We start from the raw sequence: 25,599 nt of genomic DNA, 5'->3' as shown, positions 1-25,599 counted from the left end.
TTACCATTCTTGGGTTTTTTATGTCGGTGTAAAAAGGACTTCCTATACAAGCCTCTTTGCCTTTATACACTGATGTAAGAGCTATCGGAATTAGCTCTATCTGCTCTTATTTTTACCAGATGGAAACTCGATCCTCTGGAGTTACATACATGCCATCTCCAAGCTTAATTCCATAGGTATCATAGAATTGCTGGAAGTTCACAATCGTGCGGTTTACCCGAATTTTAGCGGCTGAATGTACATCGTTTTTGCTCAGATACGCTGCAAATTCTTTTGTGGTTGTGGATTTCCATATTTCTGCATTGCTTTTGAAATATGCTTTATAATCCGGATTACTCATTTTGGATACAACTTGTAGTGAAGCCGCCATTCCACCTAAATCAGCGACATTCTCACTTAGTGTAAGCTGACCGTCGTTCAACACACCCGGGATAATCTCAATTTCGTTATAGAACTCAATCAGTTCCTGGTTTTTCTCTTCGAATTTCTTAAAGTCCTCTTCTGTCCACCAGTTATTTGCATTTCCATTTTCGTCGTATGCTGATCCGTTGTTATCAAATGCATGGCTGATTTCATGGCCTATGACCATTCCAATGGCACCATAGTTTGCTTCAGGTTTAGCGTTAATATCATAGAAAGGCGCTTGAAGAATACCGGCAGGGAACGTAATTTCGTTATTAAAAGGATTGTAGAAAGCATTTACGGTATATACGCTTGTACCCCATTGCGATCTATCCACCGGTTTTCCTAGCTCGGCTTTCATGTTATCAATGTATGCTTTGTTTACTGTCAAGGTATTAGAGAACAGCGAACCACCTTCGTCATATGTCTTAATCGCTACTTTATCTAATGTCGTATCCCATTTATCTGGGTAACCGATCTTAACAATCATCGTATTCAGCTTTTTAATTGCTTTAGCTTTTGTTGTTTCTGACATCCAATCAAGAGCTGTGATTCTCTCCTCATACGTAGCAATTAACTTCTCTACCATTTGCTCAACATCTTTTTTAGCTTCTGGTGAAAAATGTTTCTCAGCAAACATTTGCTCCAAATATCCGCCCATTGTACCAGTTGTCTTGGCTACTGCGACTTCCTTATCTGTTTTTTCTCCTGTAACGCCATATAACGTTGCGTCAAACTCTTTGGCAGCATCTTCGAAATCATCTGACAATAAACCGCCTGTTGCCATAAGCAGGTGCACTTTGGAGTAAGTTTTAAGCGCATTAAGATTAGTTTCAGTCAAGAGTTCAGCACCTTTTTGCGCCAGCTTCACATCGAATACGATCACTTTATCAGTACTGTCGACTTTCATCGATTTCAAGACTTGTTTCATATCTACGGTTTTGAACATGTCATCGAATTGGTCAATTGCATACGGATTATAGTATTTATTGACATCGCCTTGTTCATGAGGTTCAAGCGATACGGAAGCTAAGCTTTTCTCCATTTCGTAAACATTCTCGGCAAGTGCTTTCGCTGCAGACTCTTTCTCGCCCGATAACACAAGAAGTCTGGTCATATATTGAATATAGGCTTTTTTCGCTTTCGAGTCTTCCGTGTCAAAGCTGTTCTTATCCAGACCTGTAGCTAATCCAGCGTAATACAAAGCATTTTCACTGCTGTTCTTTGCATCGTTCGTGATTACAAAGCTGAATAATGAGCTTTGACCCGAATCCTTCTCCAGGGTAAGATCAGCTTGAATAAGTTCATCAAGCGTTTTAGCCCCGTCAATTGCCTTTACATATTTTTGAATAGGTTCAATCCCTTGTTTATTTCTATTTTTCTTATCCAACGCCGTCGAATAGAAGTCGGCAATTTTCTGTTCTTTTGTTCCTTCTGCGAATTGTTCGCCAACGAGCTCATCTATTATTTTTTCTATTTTATCGTTATTTTGCTTATGCAGCTCGGAAAATACGCCGCCCATGATTTCTCCATCCGGAATTGTCGATTTATTTAACCATTCCTTATTGATTGCTTCATAAAAATCGTCATTTAAATGGGAGCCTTTAAGCGTCCACACTCTGGCGATAATTTTTTGGAACTCATTAATCGTAATATTGTCATTTGCGCCTAATGTGCCATCAGGTTTGCCTGTCAGTACGCCTGCTTTTGCAAGTTTATCGATATCTTTCTTAGCCCAAGCTGGTACATCGGTGAACTCGACACCAAATGTTCCGCTGCGCAGATCATTTCCGACAGGCGCTGGCAATTCGCCGAATGCTCTACTCAACATGACTAAAGCTTCAATCTTCTTAGCTGGCTCATTCTCTTTTAAATCTTCGTTTTTAAGGCCTTGCATAATGTATTCTTTATTAATTCCTGGTTGATAAGCGTCTGCTGCCATCAACAAGGTTTTAACGATTTCTCCTCTTGTCGCTGGTGGAGACGTTTCATCGGCAAACGCCGATACGCTAACTGATAGAACCATTATTATGGCCATGAGTAAGGATAAAATCTTCTTTTTCATCTTCGCGCTCCTTTATATTATATTTGTATAAATAAAGATAAATGGGTGAAATTTATAATTTCTACCATTTATATACCATTATAGTTGATTTATTTCAGTTTGAAAATATGTAAGGAGCTTTTTCATTTTCAAGAGAGCATTGTCTAGTCTAGCGCTTTTAAGCTAGAGCGGTACCACTAGTAAGGTCACTTTTTGGTTAAATAAAATCCACCTCTGCTAAAGTTAAATATGAGGAAATGTGGCGAGTATTTAAGGATTGAAAGGTAAGCACATAGTCAATTCCGGACGCAATTATGCCGAGGTATAATTGATTTCAAAGCAACATGTGTGCTCATTTATAATAAAGAATGATAATTTGTAATAACGTTTGATAAAAATCACCTCTTTAGTTATTCTTGGAGGTGATTTTTAATGTATTTTTATGTTAAAATTGATGTTTATCTTGTGAAAAATTGTACTTAAACTAACGAAGCAGGTTAGTGCAATAAAGGAACTTTATTTATTATCTATATTGTTTATAGATAATAAAAAAATATACTTAGTTATCTATTGAATAATTTTAACTTCTTTCGCACAGAAAACAATTGCTGGCCCAAAGCCGATTCCGGGCGCAATTATGCCGAGACATAATTGATTTGTATAGAAGTAAAGGGGAAAAATATGAGAAAAAAAGTTATTTTATCATTAATGTTAATGACATTTCTTTCTGCTGTAGAAGGAACAATTATTAGTACAGCAATCCCCCGTATAACGAGTGATTTGTCAGGCGTCGAACTTGTTAGTTGGGTATATGCAATTTATATGCTTGCCACAGCTGTTTCGACTCCAATATACGGGAAACTGGCTGATTTATTCGGTCGTAAAAAAGTTTTACTTATCGGAGCTACAATATTCTTAGTCGGCTCTGCACTTTGCGGTGTTGTTACATCGATGGAACAGCTCATCGTCTTTCGTGCCCTTCAAGGTCTAGGTGCTGGCGCTATTATGCCAATAACAATGACAATCATGGGTGACTTATATAGCGAAGTGAAAGACCGTGCAAAAGCACAGGGCTGGATTAGTGCTGTTTGGGGCGTCTCTGGTGTAATCGGACCATTAGTTGGAGGATTTTTAGTTGATTCTCTTTCTTGGCGCTACATCTTCTTCTTAAACGTTCCATTTGGAATTATCGCTTGCTTAATGATTGTAATTTATTATAAAGAATCTATTAAGCCTGCTAAGCACCATATCGACTATCTTGGAGCAACAGTATTCTCATTAAGTACAATTGCTCTACTATACGCGTTATTAACAGGTAGCAGTAAGCAAAACTGGGGGGACATTACAATTATTGGCCTCTTAATCTTTGCAGCTGTTTCATTCATTATTTTCTTATTTATTGAGAAAAAGTCTCCTGAACCATTAATTCCGCTAGCGCTATTCTCTAACCGTACATTATCTATTATAAACATATTAACTCTTATTTCTGGTGCAATGATTATTAGTATTACAATATATCTTCCAATATGGAGCCAAGGTGTATTAGGAAAAAATGCGACAGATGCCGGACTCGTTTTAATGCCCCTTCCTGTTATGTGGACGTTTGGCACTATTTTTTCTGGTAAATTAGTTGGTAACTTAAAAACGAAACAAATCATTCTACTTGGAGCTAGCATTCTTTCAGTTGCTGCCTTTTCACTATTTACATTGTCAACAGATTCACCAGCATTCCTTATCTATGTTGCCGTTGGATTATTCGGTTTAGGAATGGGGCTAATTGTACCTATTTACATGGTAACAATTCAATCAGCTGTTCCAACTCATACGCGAGGAACGGCAATTGGCTTAAACACATTTATCAATACGTTTAGTCAAACTTTGGGTGCTGCAGTTTTCGGGGCAATTTTCAACACGATGATTCATGCACAAGGTATTAAAAACCTTGATCTTGTATCTTCTGGTGGGCATGGAGGAGCTACAGCAAACATAGTAACCGAATCACAAGAGGCATTAGCTTCAAGTGTACATTTCGTTTATATGAGTACTTTTATATTAGCACTAGTAACTTTAGTAATTGTTTGGTTCTTATTAAAGCCATCCACACAGACTAGTGAGCAATAAAAAATAAATACTATAAAAACGCTTTTATTTAGAAAAACAAAAATATAATTTCATATAAAAAAGCGCGAGAAATCAATGTTTCTAAAATTGATTTCTCGTGCTTTTTTAATACATATTAATCTTCTTTTACACTTTGTCGATATATGAAAACACTACTTATTATCCCTAGTCCACCAAATAACAAAATCCATTTTTTGTTGAAAATAAGCCCATAGACCAGAATTGCGCTACCAATAATTCCACTTGAAAGAGCACTGGATACCATGGATTTGTTTGTTGGTTTAGGAAATTGAATAGAGGTACCTAGATTTTTATTTCCCCATTTACAAGCCGCATCCATGATGTTAAGTAATTTATCTAACATCTTTTTATCCCTCTTTCCTCTTAATTTTTAAATACAATTAAAGAAAAAATAGCATTGGAAAGGGCACCCAAAAAGGATAACGATGAAATTGATAAACAAACCATTCCAATAACTTTTTTCGTCTGCTGTTCTCTATTCTTTTTGGATAATAAAATAAACCCTAAGATGAGCAGGACGATTGCTACAATGATATTAAACATGATGAAGAACGGTGTTGTTTCTTTAAGAAAATCTATAATATTCCAAAATAAACTCATTGCTCTCCTCCTATTTTATATTTGAAATAGAGCTTCTACTCAAAGATACTTGCTACCAAATGCTTAGTCATAAATTGAAATGCGGCAAAATGATCACAGTTCTTTGATATTCGGTCTTTACTAGCAATACTAGAAAGAAGTACGGTGAAAGTTGAAAATGCTAACTTTTCAGGAACTTTTAATTTGAGATTTGCTTGTTTGATTGCAGTACGAAAAAGATTACTACTATCAAATATTAGTTTTTCTTTCATTTCCTCCGAAAGCTTACTATAAAATGCTGTGAAATCGATCGTTTTTACGTCATAAAGAAATGGTTTGCTTTCGTATTCATAGTAAAGTTGGATTATTGCTGTTTCAAAGCCGGACTTTTCAGGGCATTGTTCAATTCGTTTAATAAAATCCCCATAAATAGTTTCTTGAACGTCGTACAAAACTTCAAAAAAAAGTTCTTCCTTACTTGAATAAAAATTATAAAAAGTCCCCGTTGATATTTCTGTTTTTTTGCATAATTCACCAATACTCGTTTCTTTATAACCTTGAGAAATCCAAAATGCCATACACTCATCTTTCAATTTACTTTTAATCAGAATTTTATCTTCTTCTGAAAAAACTTTTTTTCCTCTTGCCATGGGTAAACTCTCCTTTATGAATTTTTTATATGAATATTCATGTTGTATATTCATATGTTATCATCATTATTAATTCTTAACAAGGGATTAATTTCGTAAATTTCATCATTGCATGTGATTTAGGAGGGGTTCTGGCAATAAGTTAACCATATTTTTTAGGTGAAAAAGCGAAGGCTTCCTCAATCTCATTGAGGAAGCCTTCATTTAGCTTAACAATTTTCATTGCCCCAAATAGAGAGTTGAAATAGTAAGGGAAAGTTAAGGAACGAAATTCATAATGGCTTTATTAACATTTATGGATGGAGGAATAAAAAATGGAACAATCCAAAAAAAATCTAATAAAAATATTACTCATTGTAAATCTGGTGATCAGTACTTGCACAGCCATTGGGGTCGGATATATAGCCTATAAACAAAGTATAAGCCCTAACTTTTCAGAAATGAGATCAAGAGGGAACGGTCAGATGTTTCCGGGTAATGGACAATTCCAGCCAGGACAATCCCAGCCTGATCAAGATCAATCAGGTCAAAATTATTGATAAAGGGGAGATAGAGATTTGAAAAAATGGATTATTATTTCGGCAATTATTGTTGTAATAGCTGGAGCAGGTGGCTGGTTATTATTAGGTAACAAAAATCAAGCTCAAAGTGCTGCAGATGTAGCACAAACAACAACCGTTCAAAAAGGAAAATTAGAGGTAACCGTTAGTGGTTCGGGTTCGGTTACAGCCATTACAGATCAAGATGTAACAGCAGATAATACAATTATTGTTGTAGATAGTGTAAATGTAGCATCTGGAAATACAGTGTATAAAGGTCAAACACTTGTAACGTTTAAGAATGGTGTTGTTGTTAAAGCTTCATATAATGGGGAGATTACGGCGGTTAATGTGAAAGGCGGTAGCAGTGCTGCACGAGGGACAGTCCATCTTCGAATCGAAGATGGAGAATGGCCACATGTGGGGACATGAGGCGTATTTGCATTTATACGCGCTGCTCCGGTTATCACTAGCAAGACCAAATAAAAAAGGTCAACCGGGCGTTTATATGTAAGAAAGATTACATAAACATTAGAAAAGAATCCATTTTGATTAGTCTTTTTTTCAAAATGGATTCTTCTATTTGTAGTAAGGATCACTGCGAAACAGAATCCTCAATTCTTTTAAAAATTAATAGGACTGAGCTTAACAAAAATACTACCAAATAAAATCTTTACTAGACCATCTATTACAAAAAAGACATCTAGACTAACGTTAGTAATCATTAATCCTATGAACGCATTGATTATTAAACTGATTGATAGAAAAAGCATTAATTTTCCATGTACCGGAATAAAAGGTAAGAAATGAACACCGACAGCTAAAATAATTAATAACCAGCAAGTTCTATAATCTTCGGCAAAAAATTGAAAACTGACAAAAACTAAAATAGCTAATAAAAAAATTGAAAAATTAGACCATCTTTTTTGTTCCCGTGTACCAGGACCTACTGCTAATTTCGCCCGAGTTTTAGGACTTAATTGCCAAACCATACCTAGTATATAAACGATGGCAAAAGGCCAAATATTTGGATAGCCGTTATATTTTATTAATAGTAAGAACATTGCAATGCCAGCAATTATTAGCCATATCCCATTAATCTTTTGTCTAGGATATTTGTGAGCTTGTGTTTCCATGTACTATTCTCCATTCTTGAATTTTCTATTTCCTCGAAAAATAGATTTCTAAAATAATATATCAAACTGAATTTCATGTTTTTGTCGTAATCTGTCGATGCGTTCAAGAAAAATGATGGAAAAGTTAGGTTTTGAGGAAGTTAGTAGAAATGGAAGTGAAGTTTATTTAAACAAGGATACACCTCTTATACAGTACAAATTGTATCTAGAAACAGACGACACTTTGAGGACTCGCCTTCCGAAATAAAAAATTTATTAGGGTATGAAATGTTAAAGACGTTTACCATGAATATAAGTTGATTGGGGTGAAGGCTGGACGCCCCCAGGAAGCGCCTAGCCAGAATGGAAATCACCCCACATTATGGTTAAAAGTTAAAAAATATTGACAATTCAAACAAATATACTATAATAATTATCAAGATTTGCATAACAAAAAATTGTTGTTAACAATTTGGAGTATAAGAGTAAAAGTGTTGAAGAGAACTAGTAGTTTTAATGGAACTGACAGAAAGTAGCCGGTTGATGAGAGGCGCGAGGAAAGTTAAAATGAATTCATCTTGGAGCTGCGTACCGAACTTTAGTAGGCTACGACGGGTTAGCATCCGTAATCAATGCAAAGGTATCGCATTTAGCCGTACCTATTGAGAAGAGTTATGTGAGTAGCTCTTAAATTAAGGTGGTAACACGTTCATAACACGTCCTTTAGGTTTATTCCTAAAGGACGTTTTTTTTATCTTCATTCAGCAGAAGCGGGTGGTAAGATGAACGCGATGTGATTCCTTTTATAGAGGCACACAGAATAAGAACGTCACGTTCTGTGGCAATTTATGTGTAGCGACAGCAACAAATGTTTTCTGTAGCGAAAGCGAAGCGTCAGCGGCAATTACGCCAAGGCGAAATTGATTTTTACTCTTATAGAACTTGCAATATTAATTCAATAGTAAAGGAGTTGTATTGTATGTTTTTAAAACTGGAAGAACAATTAGAGATGATTCAAAAGGGTGTAGGTAAGATCGTTAATGAAGGAGAGGTTTTGCCTGATAACATCCCCACCATGTTAATTGAAATAGGGAAAGAGTCTGTACTAGATATTATTCCATCATTAATTGCTCAGGGTTATATAAAAAGCAAGAGTGAATTTGTGAGATTACTTAAACAAAACGATGTTTCTTTAAATGGAGAAAAACTTACAGAGGAAGACACTGACATCATATTAATGAATGATGAGATTTTACAAATTGAGAAGAAAAGATTTATACGTTTTATAAAATAAGGGAACTAAGTTGAATTATTCGCCAATCGATCACTGAACAACTATATCATAATCCTTAAGCAAGTTTTTATTAAAAAAATCACCTTCGATATTACACGAAGGTGATTCTAACTTTTATTATTTCCCTAAAACAAACTCAGCAATTTCATCTAAAATCATTTCTTTACCAAGAGGGAAGTAGCCTTTATTGACCGCATCATTTTTAATAATAAATACGTGGTTGTTCTTAACAGCATTCATGTTTTTCCAAATTGTTTCCTCTTGGAATTCTTTTAAGCGCTGAGAACCATCACCTGTTGTAAATACGAATAGGTAATCTGGATTGTAGTCAATTAAAGCTTCTTTTTGTACTTGTACTAATGGTTCATTCATTGGCGTACCTGGAACTGCTGGTAATTTTAAATCTTTAAAGAGTACGCTGCCGTAACCATAGTCACCATATATACGGAATGCATTTGGATATGCAGCCATTTTCATGAACTTCGCATCACCAGTTTTAGCAACGATTTTATCGTGTAACTTGCTAGCCTTTTCGTCATACTGTTTGAACCATTCTTCTGTTTCTTTTTCTTTATCGAAGATTTTACCTAATTCCTCAAACTTTGGACGCCATTGATCTAATGGAGTTTTTAACATAACAGTTGGTGCAATTTTAGATAGTTGATCATAGATTTTTTCTTGGCGATCATTTATAAGAATTACATCTGGTTTTGCAGCAGCCACTGCTTCGATGTTAATTTTGTCACCCCAAGCAGAACCGACCGGTTTTACATCTTTTAATTGATCTGCAATATGTGGATCAATTTCTTCTTGAGATGTATTTGCAGTAATGATTGGTTTCATTCCAAAGATTAATAATTCTTCTGTTGAACCACTAAGATCAGCAATTTTCTTTGGATTAGCAGGGATTTTAATTTCCCCCTTAGCATGCTCTACTGTACGCTCTTCTGTTTTAGCGTCTGTTTTTTCTTCTTCCTTTTTATCAGAAGAACAAGCTGCGAATAGTATAGATGTAACAACTAATACCATTGCTAGTAATGTTAGTTTAAATTTTTTCATATTTTATTTCCTCCCGGATAATTTTGTATGCGACCCATTCATTCTAATGGGTGTTCAACTTCTCAGGCTAAAGTGAGAAGCTCAACGCCCATTAGAATGCTCCCCTCTATCTATTTAAGAGAGGAAGAATGCTCCTTCCTTTATGCTTTTTGATTTTTCATCATTGTTAAATCGTAAGTTAAACAAATCGGCTTACTGTTTACAGGGCATGAAACGATCAGTGCTTCAATTTCAAATACACTCCGAAGTGTCTCACTTGTCATTACTTCATCTGGAGTTCCTTGGTGAATCAGTTTACCAGCCTTTAAAGCAATCATATGATCTGAAAAACGAGAAGCATGATTTAAATCATGAATGACCATAACGATTGTACGGCCTTCTTCCTGATTTAATTTTTTCAATAGCTTTAAAATTTCTAGCTGGTGAGCCATATCTAAGTAAGTTGTAGGCTCATCTAATACAAGTAAGTCCGTTCCTTGAGCAAGTGCCATTGCAATCCATACTCGTTGACGTTGGCCACCTGATAAAGCTTCTGCTGAACGGTTTGCAAACTCTGTCATCCCTGTCACTTCAAGTGCCCAATGAATGTAGCGATAATCTTCCTCCTTCAGCGTTCCAAATCCATTTTGATGTGGAAAACGACCATATGATACAAGTTCAAACACAGTAAGACCCATTGGAACTTCTGCAGTTTGGGGTAAAATCGCCATTTTCTTTGCGATTTCTTTTGTTGTCTGTTTTTCAATTGCCTTCCCATCAAGATAAACGGCCCCTTGTTTTGCCTTTAAAATACGAGAAGCTGTTTTTAATAATGTAGACTTCCCACATCCATTTGGTCCAATAATCGTTGTTATCTTTCCTTCGGGAATCTCCACTGATAATCCGTCTATTATTAATCCTTCATTATAGCCAACGGATACCGAATCAACTGCTAAAGTTACCATCAAAAAAGACTCCTTTTATTTTGTCCTCATAAGTAAATAAATGAAATAGGGTGCACCAATAATAGAAATAACAAGACCGACTGGTATTTCTGAAGTTGTTAGTACACTTCTTGAAATTAAATCTGCAAATAGTAATAAAAAAGTGCCAATTAACGCTGCTGTAGGTAACATAATTTGATGTTTTCCTCCAACAAGACGTCTTGCCAGGTGAGGTGCCATTAATCCGATAAATCCAATACCACCAGCAACAGCTACCGACGCACCAGCCAAGCAAACGGCGATAAATAATAATTTGCGTCTTTCCTTCTCTACATTTACACCAAGGCCTACAGCTGCTGTATCTCCTAAATTCATTACATTCAATACATGTGCCTTGCAAAATGCAATTGGTAGAAATATGAGCATCCAAGGTAGTACACTTAATACAAACTTCCAATCGGTTCCCCATAAACTCCCTGCTAACCAAATAGTTGCAAAGCGAAAATCGTTTGAAGTCATTTTCATTGAGAAGATTAAACTAACAGCACTAAATCCTGCTGCAACTGCAATACCGACAAGAATTAAACGAGTGGATGAAACACCGTTCTTCCAAGCTAGTGTATAAATAATAACCGCTGCCAATAAAGCACCAACTAACGCAAATAACGGAAGAATGAATACTGATATTAGCGTACCGGTCCCAACTTTTCCGAAGAAAAAATAGACGAAAACAACAACTGTTAATCCAGCACCAGCATTTATACCAATAATTCCAGGGTCAGCAAGTGGATTTCTAGATAAGCCTTGCATGATAGCCCCTGATATCGCTAGCGCTGAGCCAACTAAAATCGCGATAATCATTCGAGGCATACGAAACTCAAATAAAATGACAGATTGATCTTCTGCCCCAAACCCAATTAATGATTTCAATACATCTATTGGTGGTATTTTAAACGTTCCTGTATTTAAGCTAATTAAGAATACCGACAGAATTAGGCAAGCTAAAATGACTAAAACTGAAATATTCTTTTTTGTTAAGATACTTTGCCTCATATTTTCCCTCTCCCTTCATTACGAGCTAAGTAAAGGAAGAATGGAACACCAATTAAAGCTGTAATTGCACCAATTGGCGTTTCAAATGGAGGATTGATAACACGAGATAACATATCTGCACCTTCTATTAACAAACCACCTAATACTGCTGAACATGGAATGACCCATCTATAATCGGATCCGACAAGAAAACGCGTCATATGTGGGATTATAAGTCCAACGAATCCGACAGAACCTGCCATAGATACGGCTGACCCCGTTAAAACAAGCACAAGTACAGTTCCAATAAATTTAATTAAGGTTGTATTTTGTCCAAGCCCAATCGCAATTTCTTCGCCGAAACTTAAAATGGTAATGTATCTCGACATTATAATTGCTATTACAAGACAAACAAGTCCTATCGGTAGTAACATATCAATACTTACCCATTTCACACCTGAAACGCCTCCTGCATTCCACATGCTCACCTCTTGGGCAAGATTGAAATAAAGTGCAATACTAGAAGATATGGCCCCAAGCAGTGCACTAATCGCTGCACCAGCTAACGCTAACTTCACAGGTGTGAGCCCTCCTGGTGAGGATGCACCCACACCGTACACAATACTTGCACCAAATGCGGCACCAATAAAAGAAGCAAGAACAAACATTATGTATGGGGAATTAGGGAAAAATGCATACGTAATTGCAATTCCAAATACCGCACCATCTGTAATACCCATTAAAGAAGGGGAGGCAAGGGGGTTTCGTGTCATACCTTGCATAATTGCTCCGGATACCGCTAGAAACGCACCAGCGACTACTCCTCCAATTGCTCTTGGAATACGAAGCTCCCAAATGACATTATGATGTGTAAGTGAATCATCGAATTGAAAAACAGCTTGCCAAACAGTCTTTAAGCTAATATCTGCCGCCCCAAATGAAATGGACATGCCCATACTTAAAGCTAATAAAATCGTACCTACTATTAAAATAATAGAAGCAATAAGCGGTCTGCTCTTAATCTTTTTCGTATTTGTTTCTTGTTGTTCTATGCTCCTCGCGCTTGCTTCCATCTGTTACCATCCTAACTAACAACATTTATTCGTTGAAATGAGATTCATTCTCAATTGTGGATAAAAAAATAAAGTTGTTACCTTAATTGATAATGATTCTCATAATCACTTGTCCTATTCTACATAGCACCCTAAAAGATTGTCAAACATTATTTTTGAAAATATATTAATTTTGTTTATTTTTACATATTTGAATTTGCTTATAAGGCTTACATTAAGCGGATTTCAAGAGGGGAGTGTAGATAGTTAAATTATTTAAATCATAATAAATTCGAATAGAGACTACCAAAATAAAAACAAAAATTGTGCTTGTGAAATGTGGTCGTTGAATCATCCTTTTTGTTTTCTTACTATAATAATTATGCAATGCTACCTTCAAAAGGTTGTATACTTTATCAGCTTTATAGTTAATCTTATAGAAGGAAATCATACAATAATTCAAGTGCTTTATAGGTTACCGTTACAAGGGCATTCTAATTATCAGGTATTGCATAATCCCTTTGATATAAAGATATTGATGAATAATTTATAAAAATGCAATGAATTGTTATGTCAAATAATAGGGTATAGTATATTTAGAGTTTAACTTTAAAATTGAATTATTTGTTAATTTATCTCTCATTTTACCATTGACGCACTATTTCGTGGTATGCTATATCACAATAATAGTTTATGGAGGCGGTACTATGTATTACAGTAATGGTAATTATGAGGCTTTTGCACGTCCTAAAAAACCAGTGGGTGTTGATGAGAAATCAGCGTATCTTGTTGGTTCGGGGCTAGCTTCACTTTCAGCCGCATGTTTTTTAATTCGTGATGGTCAAATGAAGGGAGAGAATATTCATATTCTCGAAGAACTAGATATCTCAGGTGGTAGCCTTGATGGTATTTTAAATCCGACAAGAGGCTTTATTATTCGCGGTGGTCGAGAAATGGAAGATCATTTTGAATGCCTATGGGATCTATTCCGTTCAATCCCATCATTAGAAATAGAAAACGCTTCTGTTTTAGATGAATTTTATTGGTTAAATAAAGAGGATCCTAACTATTCAAAATGTAGATTGATTGAAAATAGAGGACAAAGACTTGAGGATGATGGCAAGTTTACATTATCTGATAAAGCATCTGAAGAAATGATTAAATTATTCTTTACTCCTGAGGAGAAATTAGAGGATGTAAAAATTACAGATGTTTTCTCTGAAGAGTTCTTTGAATCGAATTTCTGGCTATACTGGTCTACGATGTTTGCTTTTGAAAAATGGCATTCTGCAATGGAAATGCGTCGTTATATTATGCGTTTCATTCATCATGTTGGGGGTCTCCCTGATTTATCTGCTTTGAAATTTACAAAATATAATCAGTACGAATCTTTAGTACTTCCTATGATTAAATATTTGGAAAGTCATAATGTTGATTTCCAATTTAATACTGTTGTAGAGAATGTTTTAGTTGATAAAGTTGGCGATAAAAAAGTAGCCCATACTTTAGTGTTAAAACAAAATGGTGTGAAAAAGAATATTGAGCTAACAGAAAATGAATTAGTGTTTGTTACAAATGGTAGTATCACGGAGAGTACAACTTATGGTGACAATAATACGCCAGCCCCTATAAGTGCTGATTTAGGTGGAAGCTGGTCACTTTGGAAAAACATCGCTTCTCAAGATTCTGATTTTGGTAAACCAGAAAAATTCTGTGATAACCTTCCAGAAGAAAGTTGGTTTGTTTCAGCAACGCTTACTACATTGGATGATCGAGTTGCTCCGTATATTGAAAAAATCAGTAAAAGAGATCCGTATGCAGGTAAGGTAGTTACAGGTGGTATTGTAACTGCTACAGATTCTAATTGGATGCTAAGCTATACGTTGAACCGACAACCGCATTTTAAAAATCAACCAAAAGACCAATTAGTAGTTTGGATTTACGGTTTACTATCAAATAAACCAGGGGATTTTATTAAAAAGAGTATCACGGAATGTTCTGGAATTGAGATTGCGCAAGAGTGGTTGTACCATATGGGTGTACCTGTAGATGAAATACCAGATATTGCGCAAAATTCTTGTAATACTATTCCGTGTTACATGCCTTATATAACATCTTACTTCATGCCTAGAGCAATGGGAGATCGTCCTTTAGTTGTCCCTAATGGATCTACTAACTTAGCCTTCATTGGGAACTTTAGTGAAACAGCAAGAGATACTGTATTCACAACTGAATATTCAGTAAGAACAGCGATGGAAGCTGTTTATCAATTATTAGATATTGATCGAGGCGTTCCAGAAGTATTTGCATCTACTTTTGACATTCGTACTTTATTATCGTCAACTGCTCGCTTACTTGATGGTAAAAAATTAACAGATGTAGATGCTCCATTTATCTTAAAACAAATAGGTAAATTTGGTATTCATAAAACGAAAGATACAATCATCTATGATTTACTCAAAGAAAGTGAATTGATATAGAGATATGCTAAAAAAGCTGATTCATAATTGAATCAGCTTTTTTACATTAAATAGTGAATTTTTTCATTTCGTCTCTTAAAGCATCGGCAATAGCATTTAGGTCTTTAGCTTTTTCAGAGACAGTCTCGATGCTTTTAAGCTGTTCATTTGCGGAAGCGGAAACTTGTTCTGTTCCAGCAGAGGTTTCTACTGCAGAAGCAGATATGTTTTGTACGGCACTAATAATTTGCTCCTTGCGTTCATCCATCTCATGAGATAAATGTTTCACCTCTTGTGCCACTTCACTCGTTTGGTCTAGAGCTACCTTTATTGTATTAAAGATTTCGCTAGTATCCTTTGTAGCTTTTGCATTTTGTTCGACAATGCTAAGACTTGTACTGATTTCCTGCACAGCACTTTTAGAAATATCCTGAATGGCAGAGATTTTATTCTTAATATCCTCAGTAGCATTAGATGTCTGTTCCGATAATTTTCGGATTTCATCCGCGACAACTGCGAAACCTTTACCGGCTTCACCGACGCGAGCTGACTCAATGGAAGCGTTTAGAGCCAATAAATTAGTTTGAGTTGCGATGTCTGTAATTGTATTAACAATACTTGATATATCAGATGAAGTTTTATCTACTTCTTGAACGATGTCGCTTACCTGTTGAGAAGATTCTCGATTCTTCTCTGACCAAATAGAGAGTTGATTGATGGTTTCTACACCTTGATTACTTAAATGATCAATATCCTCTGTCATAGAAGCAATCTTCTCTGTGTGCTCAATAACACGGTCAATGTTTCCAGATAGTTGATTTAATTGTTCAGCACTTTTTTCTGTATCATGAGCTTGCTCTTCTGTAGCCTTTGCTACTTCATTAATGGCTGAGCTAATTTCATCAGTAGTACGTACCGTATCTTCTGCTATTTGAATAAGAATCTTTGAGGAATCTGATAGCTCGGAGCTAGTTTTATGTATATTGACGGTAACATTCTTTAATGCCGATTGCATGCCAGAGATGCCTTTTGCCATAAGACCAATTTCATCTTGATGATGTAATAGCTTCTCTAATTCTGGATTTTCGGTAAAGTCTAAGCTAGTAGTTTGATGAATGATATTTTCAAGATTCTTAATGGCAGTAACAATGCGACCAATAATCCACCACATTAAAGCACCTATAACGATAAAACTCACTATGCCTGTAATAATCTGATAGCCTAGTACAGAGTTTGTAATAGATTGAATACCGCTTTCAGGCACCCCAATATCAATTACTCCATAAAGCTTGCCATCTTTATATATAGGTTCCATGATGTCATATGTCCAAATATCTTGAACTTCAGCATACCATCTCGTAAATTGCTTTTTTCCGTGCTTGGCACCATCGATTGTGTATGCATCCTCATATGTTTTTCCTAATTTCCCTTTATCACTATGCGCCACTGCTTTTGCATTGGTATCAATGACAATAGCATAAGTCACATTCTCTTGTTTTGCTTTTGACTCCACAAAATCTTGTAAAGATGAGATGGGATCATTCTCAGAATTTAATATAGTTTCAGCTTGCTTGGCGATTTCATAGACCTGTTCATTGGCTTTTTCAATTAAAACTTCTTTACTATTTTTGCCCACAATCCATACACCTAATACGGAATTAATGACAGATGACAATAACAGCAAACTTAATGTAAAAAACAATAATCGTCGCTTAATGCTTTTGTTTTTCAAATAGTTTCCTCCTTTGAATTTTATCGGAACTTTATTCCTATAAAAACTCAAATTTTAAGTATAGTATTATGTACTGAAGCAGGAATGTCAATAATGAATTGAGAGTCTTATTACTTAAGAAGTGACGGAGTAGAGTATAAAAGTCCTTTCGTTTTTTTTTGTTAACCTTATGGAGGTTAGAACAGAGCGGAAATACCTATTTTCGGAGTGTAAACAGTGTTAGTTGTTTTAAATAGCCTCTCATTTAAAATTTATATTTAGGTAGCGACCGACTGTTATTTCGCCGGTTGCTTTTTTAGTGTAATAAAATAAAAATTGATGCAACTAACTATCAAACAAAATACTCTAACGGTATGTAAGAGAAAAAGAGGTGATTACATGCAATCAGAGGTTCTTGTAAAAAAAGCAAAGAAGGGAGATGGAGAAGCGTTTATACAATTAATCCTTCAATATGAAATAACGCTTTACCGGACAGCAAAACGACTTGGTTTAAAAGATGAGGACATTGCAGATCTTCTTCAAGATACAATACTGACAGCGTTTGAAAAAATAGATTCTCTAAAAGAAGTTAAATATTTTAATACATGGCTTTGTCGAATTCTTTTAAATAACTGCTATCGCTTTATGAAGCAGGATCAGCGTACTGTACCACTAGATGTGACGACATTCCATGAACTGAGACACCAAGATCAAATTTCACTTGAGCTAGATGAGGCATTAGAAAGTCTAGATGAGAGCTATCGCATTGCTTTAACGCTTTATTATGTGAATGGGCTCACGACAAAGGAAATAAGCGAGTTTCTTCATGAATCAGAGGGGACGATTAAGTCGAGGATTTCCAGGGCGAAGCAATATTTGAAAAATAATTATTATGTTGAGGAGGTACATTTACTATGAAAAAATCATTAGACGACCGTTTACATGAAGAAATGAATAGAGAGCAAGAAATACCAGATATTGTGCAAAAAGCTTTTGATCGTTCATATGAAGAGATTCGTTCCAAGACAACGAAGAAAATAAAAAAGCGTTGGTTGAAGCCTATTTCAGCTGCGGCTGCATGTGCAGTGCTTGCTTCGGGTGTGATTTTGTCTAATGATACAGCGATGGCTAAACTAAAAGCATTTCTAGGTTTCCAGGAGGATGCTGGGATTGAACTTGCTAGTCAAAATGGAGAAGTACAATATGTTGGTGTATCGCAAAGTTCACAAGATGTTACGATTACACTTGAAAATACATTTGTAGATAGTTATCGAGTAGGGCTACAAATGGAGATTTTGCCAAAGGATATAGATATAAACAATATTCAAGATGCACGAATTGAATTTCGTATTTATGATTCGACAGGTAAGGAAATTGATGCCCTTGTGTCAGATACGAAACCCCTTAAATCACCTGGCATTATGGGAGGGGCAGAAATGAAAATGCTAAAAGAGAGCAATCAGTCAATAATTTTAGAACTTCTATTACAATCTAATAAATTGGCATGGCCTTCCTTAAATAACGCACAATTAGTAATTGAAACCGTTCATTTCTATACAGAAAAAGAAGAAGGGATTGTCACTATTAATGGAGAGTGGCCATTTACATTGACACCAACGAAGGTTGTAACACAATCATTTGAAGTTGAAAAAGATGTTGAGGGCATTCAACTTCAATCAGCAACCCTTACGAATGGCTCTATGCATGTATCTTTAAAGGTCGACGCAGATCTTTCCAAGGATGAAAATCAATTTTTTGAATGGGCATTAACAAATGAAAAGGGAGAGTCCTTTTATGCACGAGGAGCCAATGTAGAATTGAAAGATGGGAAAACCGTTGTTAATTTAGTTTACCCATATAGTATTTGGAATAAAGAAAAACAAATAAGCTTAAATATTAAGGGCTATGAAAAATTAAAATTAATAAGTAAAGAATAATAGATAATTAAATATTTAGGAGTACATTAGCAGCTATATGAAACTTTAGAAAGAAGTTATGAAGTAATTAACTTTTGGAACAAAGGCTATGATGAAGGTTGGATTATTCGCTTTGCTATTGCTGACAAAGAAACCGATGAAATTATTGGTACTATTTTTTTTAGTGAATTTGAAGGTAAACGAGCTGAAATAGGCTATGAATTATCTGAAGAATATTGGCATCGAGGTATTATGTCAGAAGCGGTTAAAGCAGTGTTATTAATAGGATTTAATCAGTTAGGCTTAGTAAGAATACAGGCAATTGTCACGGAAGAAAATATAGCTTCAAAGAAGTTGTTATCGAAATTCAACTTTAAGGAAGAAGGCTGCTTAAGACAATTTGAATGCCATAGTGTTACTGGAGAATGTAAAGATATGTTGATCTATAGTTTGTTGCATACTGAGTTTTCGAAAAAGAATATATAAATTTTATGGTAATGCCAGATGGATTTCCAATAAAAAGTGCGACAAAAACCTATTTAATGAGTTTTGTCGCATTTTTATATAGTTTTTATATAGTGTTCTATTTTCCTCTATTTTCGAAAATTCCTGTTAATAGAATTTCCAATATGTGATAATTACCGTAAATTGAGATAAGGGAAGGATGATGAAATGGAGAAAAATATTTTAAGTTTAAAACTAAAAAGATATCGAGAAGAAAAAGGAATCACCCAACAAGAACTAGCTGAGATTTTAGAAGTAAGTGATAAGTCTATATCCAAATGGGAACTTGGGAATGGGTATCCGAGTAAGAGAAATATGCTGAAAATATCGGAGGTTCTAGATATCAGTGTGGAAACATTGCTATTAGAGGAAAAGAACGATGATAAAGAAAAAATAAAGTTAAGTATTAATTATAGCTTAATTAGTTATATCATTATTTTTGCTGTAACCTTAATAATCAAAGGTTTGACAGGTGCTGAACAGTATCAAAACATTTTATCTAAAGATATTATTGAGATTTTAAAACTACTTGCAAGTGCATTTGTACAAAATATAGGAATTGCTTTACCACCCGCAATTATCATTGGTTTTGTTTTTTATTTTTATATTTTTCCTAAACAATCAAGAGAGTAGATATAAATCTGCTTTCTTTTTTTACAATAAAACTTTATAACTGATAATTTAGAGTTATGACGCATGAGAAGGTGAGAAAATGCTGGGGAAATTTTTGAGAAGTAAAAAGAAAAATAAGGAATGGCGTGGAGGAAATTCAAACGGACGGCCTAAAGTAGCTGTAAATGAATTACAATTGCTGCATTTAAAGGATGCTGGAAAAAGTAATCGAGAAATTGCACGAATACTTGGCGTTTCAGAAGCTACTATTCGAAGACGATTGAAAGATTTAGAGGGTTGATTTTTCTTTTTATTCGAGCCGTTATACATATTTCTTCTTTTCAGGATTCCAATGGATTATAAACAAACTCTTAGGTATGATATCGTAAAGAGTTTGTTTTTTCTTAAATAGGCATTACAATACATATTTTTCAGGATGAGGGGATGGATTAGCTTGGAAATATCGATTAATAGCTTACAAGAACGTGACGCAGAAGAATTGTATCAGTTCGAAAAGAACAATAGACAATTCTTTGAACAAATGGTACCTAGTCGTGGAGAAGATTATTATAATTTTGAAACGTTTAAAATAAGACATAAAGAGCTTTTAGCAGAACAACAGGAAGAAAAATCAAAATTCTACTTATTAAGAGATAACTCAGGCAATATTATCGGAAGAATTAATTTAGTAGATATAGATACAACGAATGATATAGCAGAAGTCGGTTATAGAGTGGGACAAGAATATGGAGGAAGAGGAATAGGAGCTAGAGCCTTAAAGCTACTATTAGAAACAGAAATCAGTGTAAAAAAGATTAAAGCAAAAACAACAACAAATAATATTGCATCTCAAAGGGTTCTTGAAAAGAATGGCTTTAAACAAGTGTATATAGATGATAATGCGTTCGAAATGAATGGGCAAAAGTTACAGTTTATCGATTACCTTTTGGAACTCTAGTAAAAATCCTGAGAGGGGTGGTTGAAAGATAGTGTTGAAACGAATCATGATACTTTTTTCAATTATTGCTGCGATATTTTTAGTGCTCATTACAACTAGTTATATTATTCATCAAATAAAATTATCAAAGGAAGATAAATTATTTACGCCAACAGGGAAAATGGTAGAAGTGAATGGTCATCAGATGCATGTGTACGTAGAAGGAAATGGAGAAGATACGCTTGTATTTATGTCTGGAGGAGGCACAAGCTCACCTGTTTTAGATTTTAAATCATTATATTCATTGTTAAGCGATAAATATAAAATCGTTGTCGTTGAAAAGGCAGGTTATGGCTTTAGTGACATTACAGATTCTGAGCGTGATATTGATACTATTTTACAAGAAACAAGAGAAGCTCTATTAAAATCAGGTGTTGAAGGACCATATATTTTATTTCCTCATTCTATGTCTGGTATTGAGGCATTGTATTGGGCTCAAGCCTATCCGAATGAAGTTAAAGCAATTATAGGATTGGATATGGCTGTTCCTGCTGCATATAAAGATTATGATATAAATATGCCTCTAGTTCATTTAAGTGCCTTTGCTGCTAATATTGGTTTTACTAGATGGATTCCGGGCCTTTCTGAAAGTGATGCCATCAAATATGGGACTTTGACAGATGAGGAAAAAGAAATGTATAAAGTGATTTTTTATCGTAGAACAGTAACTAAAAATATGGTGAATGAAATTAAGCATATTAAGGAAAATGCTGAAAAGGTAGGAGCGACTGAAATCCCAAATGTGCCTGTGCTTTTGTTCTCTTCAAACGGTCAAGGGACAGGTTGGAATGAAGATGCGTGGAATGAATTTCAAAAGGAGTTTATTAGTAAGGATAAAGACGGCACATTAATAAAATTAGATTGCTCACACTATATTCATGATATTGAGTTTAAGCGAATAGCGGACGAATCAGAAAAATATATAGAGAATTTAAATCGTTAGGCTCATCGGATCCACGGGAAAGCGCCCAGTTGGAACGGAAAGCAGCCACACGTTATGATGAAGAACCATAAAAATTACTAATTGTTATAGAAAAAATCAAAGTGGGAGTTTTAATCATGAAATATTTATTGCAAGTTGATTTTACAATGGACGGGCCATTCGGTGAAGAAATGTCTGAGGCATTCGCTGATTTAGCAAAAAGTATTAACGAAGAGTCTGGTATGATTTGGAAGGTTTGGACTGAGAATGCTGCGACTAAAGAAGCTGGTGGGATATATTTATTTGAAACCAAAACAGAAGCTGAGCAATATTTAACTATGCATTCAGAACGATTAATAAGTTTCGGCATTACCGATATTCGTGGGAAGATCTTCGAGGTGAATGAAGTATTATCAACAATTAATAAGGCTCCAATTAAATAGTTAGCTAAAGCTAATTAGAGGTCATAATTGGCAACATTATCAACTAAATAATTAAAAACACAGAACATGAGATTGTGATGTAACAATCTCATGTTTTCGTTTTTATTGTTTTCAATAATAATTTATTACTTGCAAAATACGTCTGTTATGTATATATTGTATATAAAGTATATATACATTATATCGAAAAGGGGTATTTGCCTTAAAGAGCTCAAGGAAATGCTTACATTATTGCATACGGAGGGTGAAAGATGGAAAATGTCATTGAATTACAGCATGTTCATAAATCTTTTAAGGGATTTCAGATAAAGGATTTCTCTATTAATGTAAAAAAGGGTTTTGTAACTGGATTTATCGGGGGAAATGGTGCAGGGAAATCTACAACAATCAAATTGATTATGAACTTGCTAAAGCAGGATAGTGGTACTGTTTCAGTGTTTGGCATGGATTATAAGAAGCATGAAAAAGAAATAAAGGAACGTATTGGCTTTGTCTATGATGAAAATGTCTTTTATGAATATGTAACGTTAAAGGATATGAAAAGGATTATTAAACCAGCCTATAAAAACTGGGATGATGACGCTTTTCATCGTTATGTTACTCAGTTCGAACTACCACTGAATAAAAATATGAAGACCTTTTCAAAGGGAATGAAGATGAAAGCTTCGTTAGCCATAGCTCTAGCTCATCATGCAGAATTAATTATTATGGATGAGCCGACTGCCGGGCTCGATCCGATATTTCGTAGAGAGCTACTAAATATTCTACATGAATTAATGCAAGATGAAGATAAAACGATTTTCTTCTCGACACATATAACAACAGATTTAGACCGAATTGCGGACTATATTACCTTTGTTCATAACGGTGAACATATATTCACAAAGGAATTTTATAAGATTGAAGAGGAATATGCCATTGTCAAAGGGACATTGAATTTATTGGATCAGGAAACAGAACGAGAGTTTGTCGCAATTCGAAGATCGAACACAGGCTTTGAGGCATTAACAGCGGATAAAAATCGTGTGGCGAACATATTTGGGGATTCTGTCATTGTGGAAAAACCAACGCTTGAAGATATTATGTACTATACGAAAAAAGGATGGTAATGGGATGGTTAATCTAATACTTAAGGATGTTTTAATACAAAAGAAAGTGATTTTATTATACATTGCTACTATCATACTTTATTTATTAATAGATGTGTCTCTAGTGAGTATAGGATTCTTATATAGTATGGCTTTTATCACTATGTCCTTTTCTTATGATGAAAAAGATAACGCTAATATTTTGCTTAATTCGCTACCATATACGAGAAAGGAAATTGTTAGTTCGAAATATATAGGTTCATTGATATATACATCACTAATTATATTCATTACTTATTTAGGTAATTTCTTCTTAAACGGAAAAGAGGTATTGTTTTTATGGAAAGATATATTGTTAATTATAGGTCTTGTTATGGTTGCTATATCATTCATACTTCCAATCTGTTATAAATTTAAAACACAATCTTTAATGATTGCTGTAGGTACTTTATTTGGTATATATATGGTAATCGTTAATTATTTATCTCCTACTCTTAAGGATACATTAAAAGAACTGATACAAAAGTTCCTGACTTTACAAGAAACTCAAATGTATTTTGTAGCTATCCTTACAATCATTATTTTATATGTTGGATCGTGGCTACTATCTATTCGTATATATACGAGAAAAGTTTTTTGAAATAAAACAGCTTGAGCCCGTGGATGTAGGCTCAAGCTGTTTAAGTTCGCTTAAACAATGTCCATATAACAAAATCTAAGTATCGCCGACCTTTGCTTCCGATGCCGATGTAACAAATGTTAACATTTTCAATAAACCTGAGGTAATTTTCGTGAGGCAGAAAACTATACTCTAAACAATCGACAATGTAATCTTTATGTGGAAAGACATTATAAATCTAAATTGCTTTATATTTCCCTGAATGTCCAAAAATAAGTACAACTGACGAATAATTAGCATGCTGAAAATAAAAATTGCTCATGCTAACGGAATAACCAACGTCTTCTGTGCTGATTACATAAAAATAAAGAAGAGGTATTTGCATGCAAATTATTATTTCAAACAGCTCAAAAGAACCGATTTATGAGCAAATTTATACTCAAATCAAAAAGCTAATTTTATCAGGTGAATTACAAGAGGGGCAGTCATTGCCGTCTATGCGACAGCTTGCAAAGGATTTAGAAATTAGCGTTATTACAACAAAACGCGCTTATGAAGAGCTAGAGAAAAACGGATTCATTTATTCTATTGTGGGGAAAGGTTCGTTCATCTCAGAACAAAATAAGGAAATGATGAGAGAAAGAAAAGTAAAGGTAATCGAAGAAAATCTATTGATTGCCATTCAAAATGCTAAAGAAATGAACATTGGCTTAGCAGAGCTCAAAGAAATGCTCACACTATTGTATTCAGAAGATGAGTGAAGGAGACAGCTGCTAAGTTCGTGTGGTGAATATATTTAGAGATGCGGTTATTGTGAAGAGGCCAACGCTCAAAGATAGTATGTATTATACGAAAAAAGGATGGTAATTGGATGATTAACCTTATACTTAAGGATGTTTTAATACAAAAGAAATTAATTTTATTTTACATTGCTACTATAATAATCTACTTATTGGCAGGCATATCCTCCCTAATATTTTTGGGATTTCTTTATAGTGTAATATTTATACTAAATGCTTTCTCTTACGATGAAAAAGACAACGCTAATATTCTGCTCAATTCGCTGCCATATACGCGAAAGGAAATTGTCAGTTCAAAATATATAGGTTCACTGATATTTACAACAATATTTGTTTTCATGATTTATGTGGGGGATTTCCTCATAAATGGAAAAGAGGGTTTGTTTATATGGAAAGAAATGTTGCTTATTATTGGTCTAGTTATGGTCGCTATATCAATCATGTTTCCAATCTCCTATAAATTTAAAACGCAATATTTAGCGATTGCTTCAGGTGTTCTATTTGGTATCTATATGTTAACAATTAATTTATTAGTCCCTATAAATGATATATTAAGAGAATTAACACGAAAGTTCATGACTTTACAAGAAACGCAAATGTATTTTGTAGCTAGCATTACGGTTATTATTTTATATATTGGGTCATGGCTACTATCTATTCGTATATATGAGAGAAAAGCTTTTTAAAATAAAACGGC

The 25,599-nt window shown here is 34.6% G+C and carries 26 protein-coding genes, 1 pseudogene and 1 other annotated feature; of the genes and pseudogenes, 17 read left to right on the top strand and 10 right to left on the bottom strand.

Features of this window, described 5'->3' with window-relative positions:
• Positions 1-112: 112 nt before the first annotated feature.
• Positions 113-2,467: a M13-type metalloendopeptidase gene (locus ACYQ73_RS24870; protein ID WP_460014906.1), complete on the bottom strand. Its 2,355-nt coding sequence runs from the start codon at positions 2,465-2,467 to the stop codon at positions 113-115.
• A 660-nt stretch (positions 2,468-3,127) separates the two neighbouring features.
• Between ACYQ73_RS24870 and ACYQ73_RS24865 the strand changes: the two genes are divergently transcribed.
• Complete coding sequence (locus ACYQ73_RS24865; protein WP_460014905.1) at positions 3,128-4,567, top strand: MDR family MFS transporter; 1,440 nt, start codon at positions 3,128-3,130, stop codon at positions 4,565-4,567.
• A gap of 115 nt (positions 4,568-4,682) precedes the next feature.
• On the opposite strand, the gene ACYQ73_RS24860 is transcribed toward ACYQ73_RS24865, so the two are convergent.
• From ACYQ73_RS24860 to ACYQ73_RS24850, 3 genes are read right to left on the bottom strand one after another with little or no spacing between them, the layout of a single operon-like run.
• The gene (locus tag ACYQ73_RS24860) at positions 4,683-4,931 is read right to left on the bottom strand and encodes a hypothetical protein (protein WP_460014904.1); all 249 of its coding nucleotides are present in this window, start codon (positions 4,929-4,931) and stop codon (positions 4,683-4,685) included.
• Positions 4,932-4,951: 20 nt separating this feature from the next.
• Entirely contained in the window at positions 4,952-5,188 is a 237-nt protein-coding gene (locus tag ACYQ73_RS24855; RefSeq protein WP_460014903.1) for a hypothetical protein, read from the bottom strand.
• Between the two features lie 35 nt (positions 5,189-5,223).
• Positions 5,224-5,817: a TetR/AcrR family transcriptional regulator gene (locus ACYQ73_RS24850; protein ID WP_460014902.1), complete on the bottom strand. Its 594-nt coding sequence runs from the start codon at positions 5,815-5,817 to the stop codon at positions 5,224-5,226.
• Between the two features lie 314 nt (positions 5,818-6,131).
• Here ACYQ73_RS24850 and ACYQ73_RS24845 point away from each other — a divergent pair, with 314 nt between their 5' ends.
• A complete protein-coding gene (locus tag ACYQ73_RS24845) occupies positions 6,132-6,356 on the top strand; it encodes a hypothetical protein (RefSeq protein ID WP_460014901.1) in 225 nt (74 codons plus the stop codon).
• A gap of 18 nt (positions 6,357-6,374) precedes the next feature.
• A complete protein-coding gene (locus ACYQ73_RS24840) occupies positions 6,375-6,788 on the top strand; it encodes a hypothetical protein (RefSeq protein ID WP_460014900.1) in 414 nt (137 codons plus the stop codon).
• A 191-nt stretch (positions 6,789-6,979) separates the two neighbouring features.
• Here ACYQ73_RS24840 and ACYQ73_RS24835 read toward each other — a convergent pair whose 3' ends face one another.
• Positions 6,980-7,492, bottom strand: a complete 513-nt coding sequence (locus tag ACYQ73_RS24835; protein WP_460014899.1) for a DUF6609 family protein — start codon at positions 7,490-7,492, stop codon at positions 6,980-6,982.
• A gap of 464 nt (positions 7,493-7,956) precedes the next feature.
• Positions 7,957-8,198 (top strand) — a binding site (T-box leader).
• A gap of 141 nt (positions 8,199-8,339) precedes the next feature.
• Here ACYQ73_RS24835 and ACYQ73_RS24830 point away from each other — a divergent pair.
• Positions 8,340-8,765, top strand: coding sequence for a hypothetical protein (locus tag ACYQ73_RS24830; RefSeq protein WP_460014898.1), 426 nt, complete (start codon positions 8,340-8,342; stop codon positions 8,763-8,765).
• A gap of 117 nt (positions 8,766-8,882) precedes the next feature.
• Here ACYQ73_RS24830 and ACYQ73_RS24825 read toward each other — a convergent pair whose 3' ends face one another.
• The 4 genes from ACYQ73_RS24825 to ACYQ73_RS24810 all read right to left on the bottom strand — a co-directional run bounded on the left by ACYQ73_RS24825 (position 8,883) and on the right by ACYQ73_RS24810 (position 12,852).
• A complete protein-coding gene (locus ACYQ73_RS24825) occupies positions 8,883-9,824 on the bottom strand; it encodes an ABC transporter substrate-binding protein (RefSeq protein WP_460014897.1) in 942 nt (313 codons plus the stop codon).
• Positions 9,825-9,964: 140 nt separating this feature from the next.
• Entirely contained in the window at positions 9,965-10,768 is an 804-nt protein-coding gene (locus ACYQ73_RS24820) for an ABC transporter ATP-binding protein (protein WP_460014896.1), read from the bottom strand.
• 15 nt (positions 10,769-10,783) lie between these two features.
• The gene (locus ACYQ73_RS24815) at positions 10,784-11,800 is read right to left on the bottom strand and encodes a FecCD family ABC transporter permease (protein ID WP_460014895.1); all 1,017 of its coding nucleotides are present in this window, start codon (positions 11,798-11,800) and stop codon (positions 10,784-10,786) included.
• Positions 11,797-12,852, bottom strand: coding sequence for a FecCD family ABC transporter permease (locus ACYQ73_RS24810; protein ID WP_460014894.1), 1,056 nt, complete (start codon positions 12,850-12,852; stop codon positions 11,797-11,799). Before ACYQ73_RS24810 ends, ACYQ73_RS24815 begins: the two co-directional genes overlap by 4 nt.
• A gap of 686 nt (positions 12,853-13,538) precedes the next feature.
• On the opposite strand from ACYQ73_RS24810, the gene ACYQ73_RS24805 reads away from it, so the two are divergent.
• A complete protein-coding gene (locus ACYQ73_RS24805) occupies positions 13,539-15,311 on the top strand; it encodes an oleate hydratase (protein WP_460014893.1) in 1,773 nt (590 codons plus the stop codon).
• A 46-nt stretch (positions 15,312-15,357) separates the two neighbouring features.
• On the opposite strand, the gene ACYQ73_RS24800 is transcribed toward ACYQ73_RS24805, so the two are convergent.
• Positions 15,358-17,022, bottom strand: a complete 1,665-nt coding sequence (locus ACYQ73_RS24800; protein WP_460014892.1) for a methyl-accepting chemotaxis protein — start codon at positions 17,020-17,022, stop codon at positions 15,358-15,360.
• 378 nt (positions 17,023-17,400) lie between these two features.
• Here ACYQ73_RS24800 and ACYQ73_RS24795 point away from each other — a divergent pair, with 378 nt between their 5' ends.
• The 12 genes and pseudogenes from ACYQ73_RS24795 (at position 17,401) to ACYQ73_RS24740 (ending at position 25,588) form a co-directional block, all read left to right on the top strand.
• Positions 17,401-17,919: an RNA polymerase sigma factor gene (locus ACYQ73_RS24795; RefSeq protein WP_460014891.1), complete on the top strand. Its 519-nt coding sequence runs from the start codon at positions 17,401-17,403 to the stop codon at positions 17,917-17,919.
• A complete protein-coding gene (locus tag ACYQ73_RS24790) occupies positions 17,916-18,938 on the top strand; it encodes a DUF4179 domain-containing protein (protein ID WP_460014890.1) in 1,023 nt (340 codons plus the stop codon). The genes ACYQ73_RS24795 and ACYQ73_RS24790 overlap by 4 nt, the downstream gene beginning before the upstream one ends.
• Before the next feature lie 60 nt (positions 18,939-18,998).
• Positions 18,999-19,403 (top strand): annotated as a pseudogene (locus tag ACYQ73_RS24785) (GNAT family N-acetyltransferase); the annotation flags it as partial.
• A gap of 186 nt (positions 19,404-19,589) precedes the next feature.
• The gene (locus ACYQ73_RS24780; protein WP_460014889.1) at positions 19,590-20,054 is read left to right on the top strand and encodes a helix-turn-helix transcriptional regulator; all 465 of its coding nucleotides are present in this window, start codon (positions 19,590-19,592) and stop codon (positions 20,052-20,054) included.
• Positions 20,055-20,133: 79 nt separating this feature from the next.
• On the top strand, positions 20,134-20,334 hold the full coding sequence (locus tag ACYQ73_RS24775) for a winged helix-turn-helix transcriptional regulator (RefSeq protein WP_460014888.1): 201 nt from the start codon (positions 20,134-20,136) through the stop codon (positions 20,332-20,334).
• 153 nt (positions 20,335-20,487) lie between these two features.
• Positions 20,488-20,991, top strand: coding sequence for a GNAT family N-acetyltransferase (locus ACYQ73_RS24770; RefSeq protein ID WP_460014887.1), 504 nt, complete (start codon positions 20,488-20,490; stop codon positions 20,989-20,991).
• Positions 20,992-21,022: 31 nt separating this feature from the next.
• Complete coding sequence (locus tag ACYQ73_RS24765; RefSeq protein WP_460014886.1) at positions 21,023-21,973, top strand: alpha/beta hydrolase; 951 nt, start codon at positions 21,023-21,025, stop codon at positions 21,971-21,973.
• A 116-nt stretch (positions 21,974-22,089) separates the two neighbouring features.
• Positions 22,090-22,395: a monooxygenase gene (locus tag ACYQ73_RS24760; protein WP_460014885.1), complete on the top strand. Its 306-nt coding sequence runs from the start codon at positions 22,090-22,092 to the stop codon at positions 22,393-22,395.
• A 251-nt stretch (positions 22,396-22,646) separates the two neighbouring features.
• On the top strand, positions 22,647-23,504 hold the full coding sequence (locus ACYQ73_RS24755; RefSeq protein WP_460014884.1) for an ABC transporter ATP-binding protein: 858 nt from the start codon (positions 22,647-22,649) through the stop codon (positions 23,502-23,504).
• A 4-nt stretch (positions 23,505-23,508) separates the two neighbouring features.
• Positions 23,509-24,123 (top strand): ABC-2 transporter permease, encoded by a 615-nt coding sequence (locus ACYQ73_RS24750; protein WP_460014883.1) that lies wholly within the window; start codon positions 23,509-23,511, stop codon positions 24,121-24,123.
• 362 nt (positions 24,124-24,485) lie between these two features.
• On the top strand, positions 24,486-24,863 hold the full coding sequence (locus ACYQ73_RS24745) for a GntR family transcriptional regulator (protein WP_370047444.1): 378 nt from the start codon (positions 24,486-24,488) through the stop codon (positions 24,861-24,863).
• Positions 24,864-24,973: 110 nt separating this feature from the next.
• On the top strand, positions 24,974-25,588 hold the full coding sequence (locus tag ACYQ73_RS24740; protein ID WP_460014882.1) for an ABC-2 transporter permease: 615 nt from the start codon (positions 24,974-24,976) through the stop codon (positions 25,586-25,588).
• Positions 25,589-25,599: the final 11 nt, after the last annotated feature.

It is taken from the genome of Lysinibacillus sp. CTST325 (genome assembly GCF_054665055.1).
Note: the sequence above shows the minus strand (reverse complement) of the source record. Positions and strands in the feature narration are given on the sequence as shown.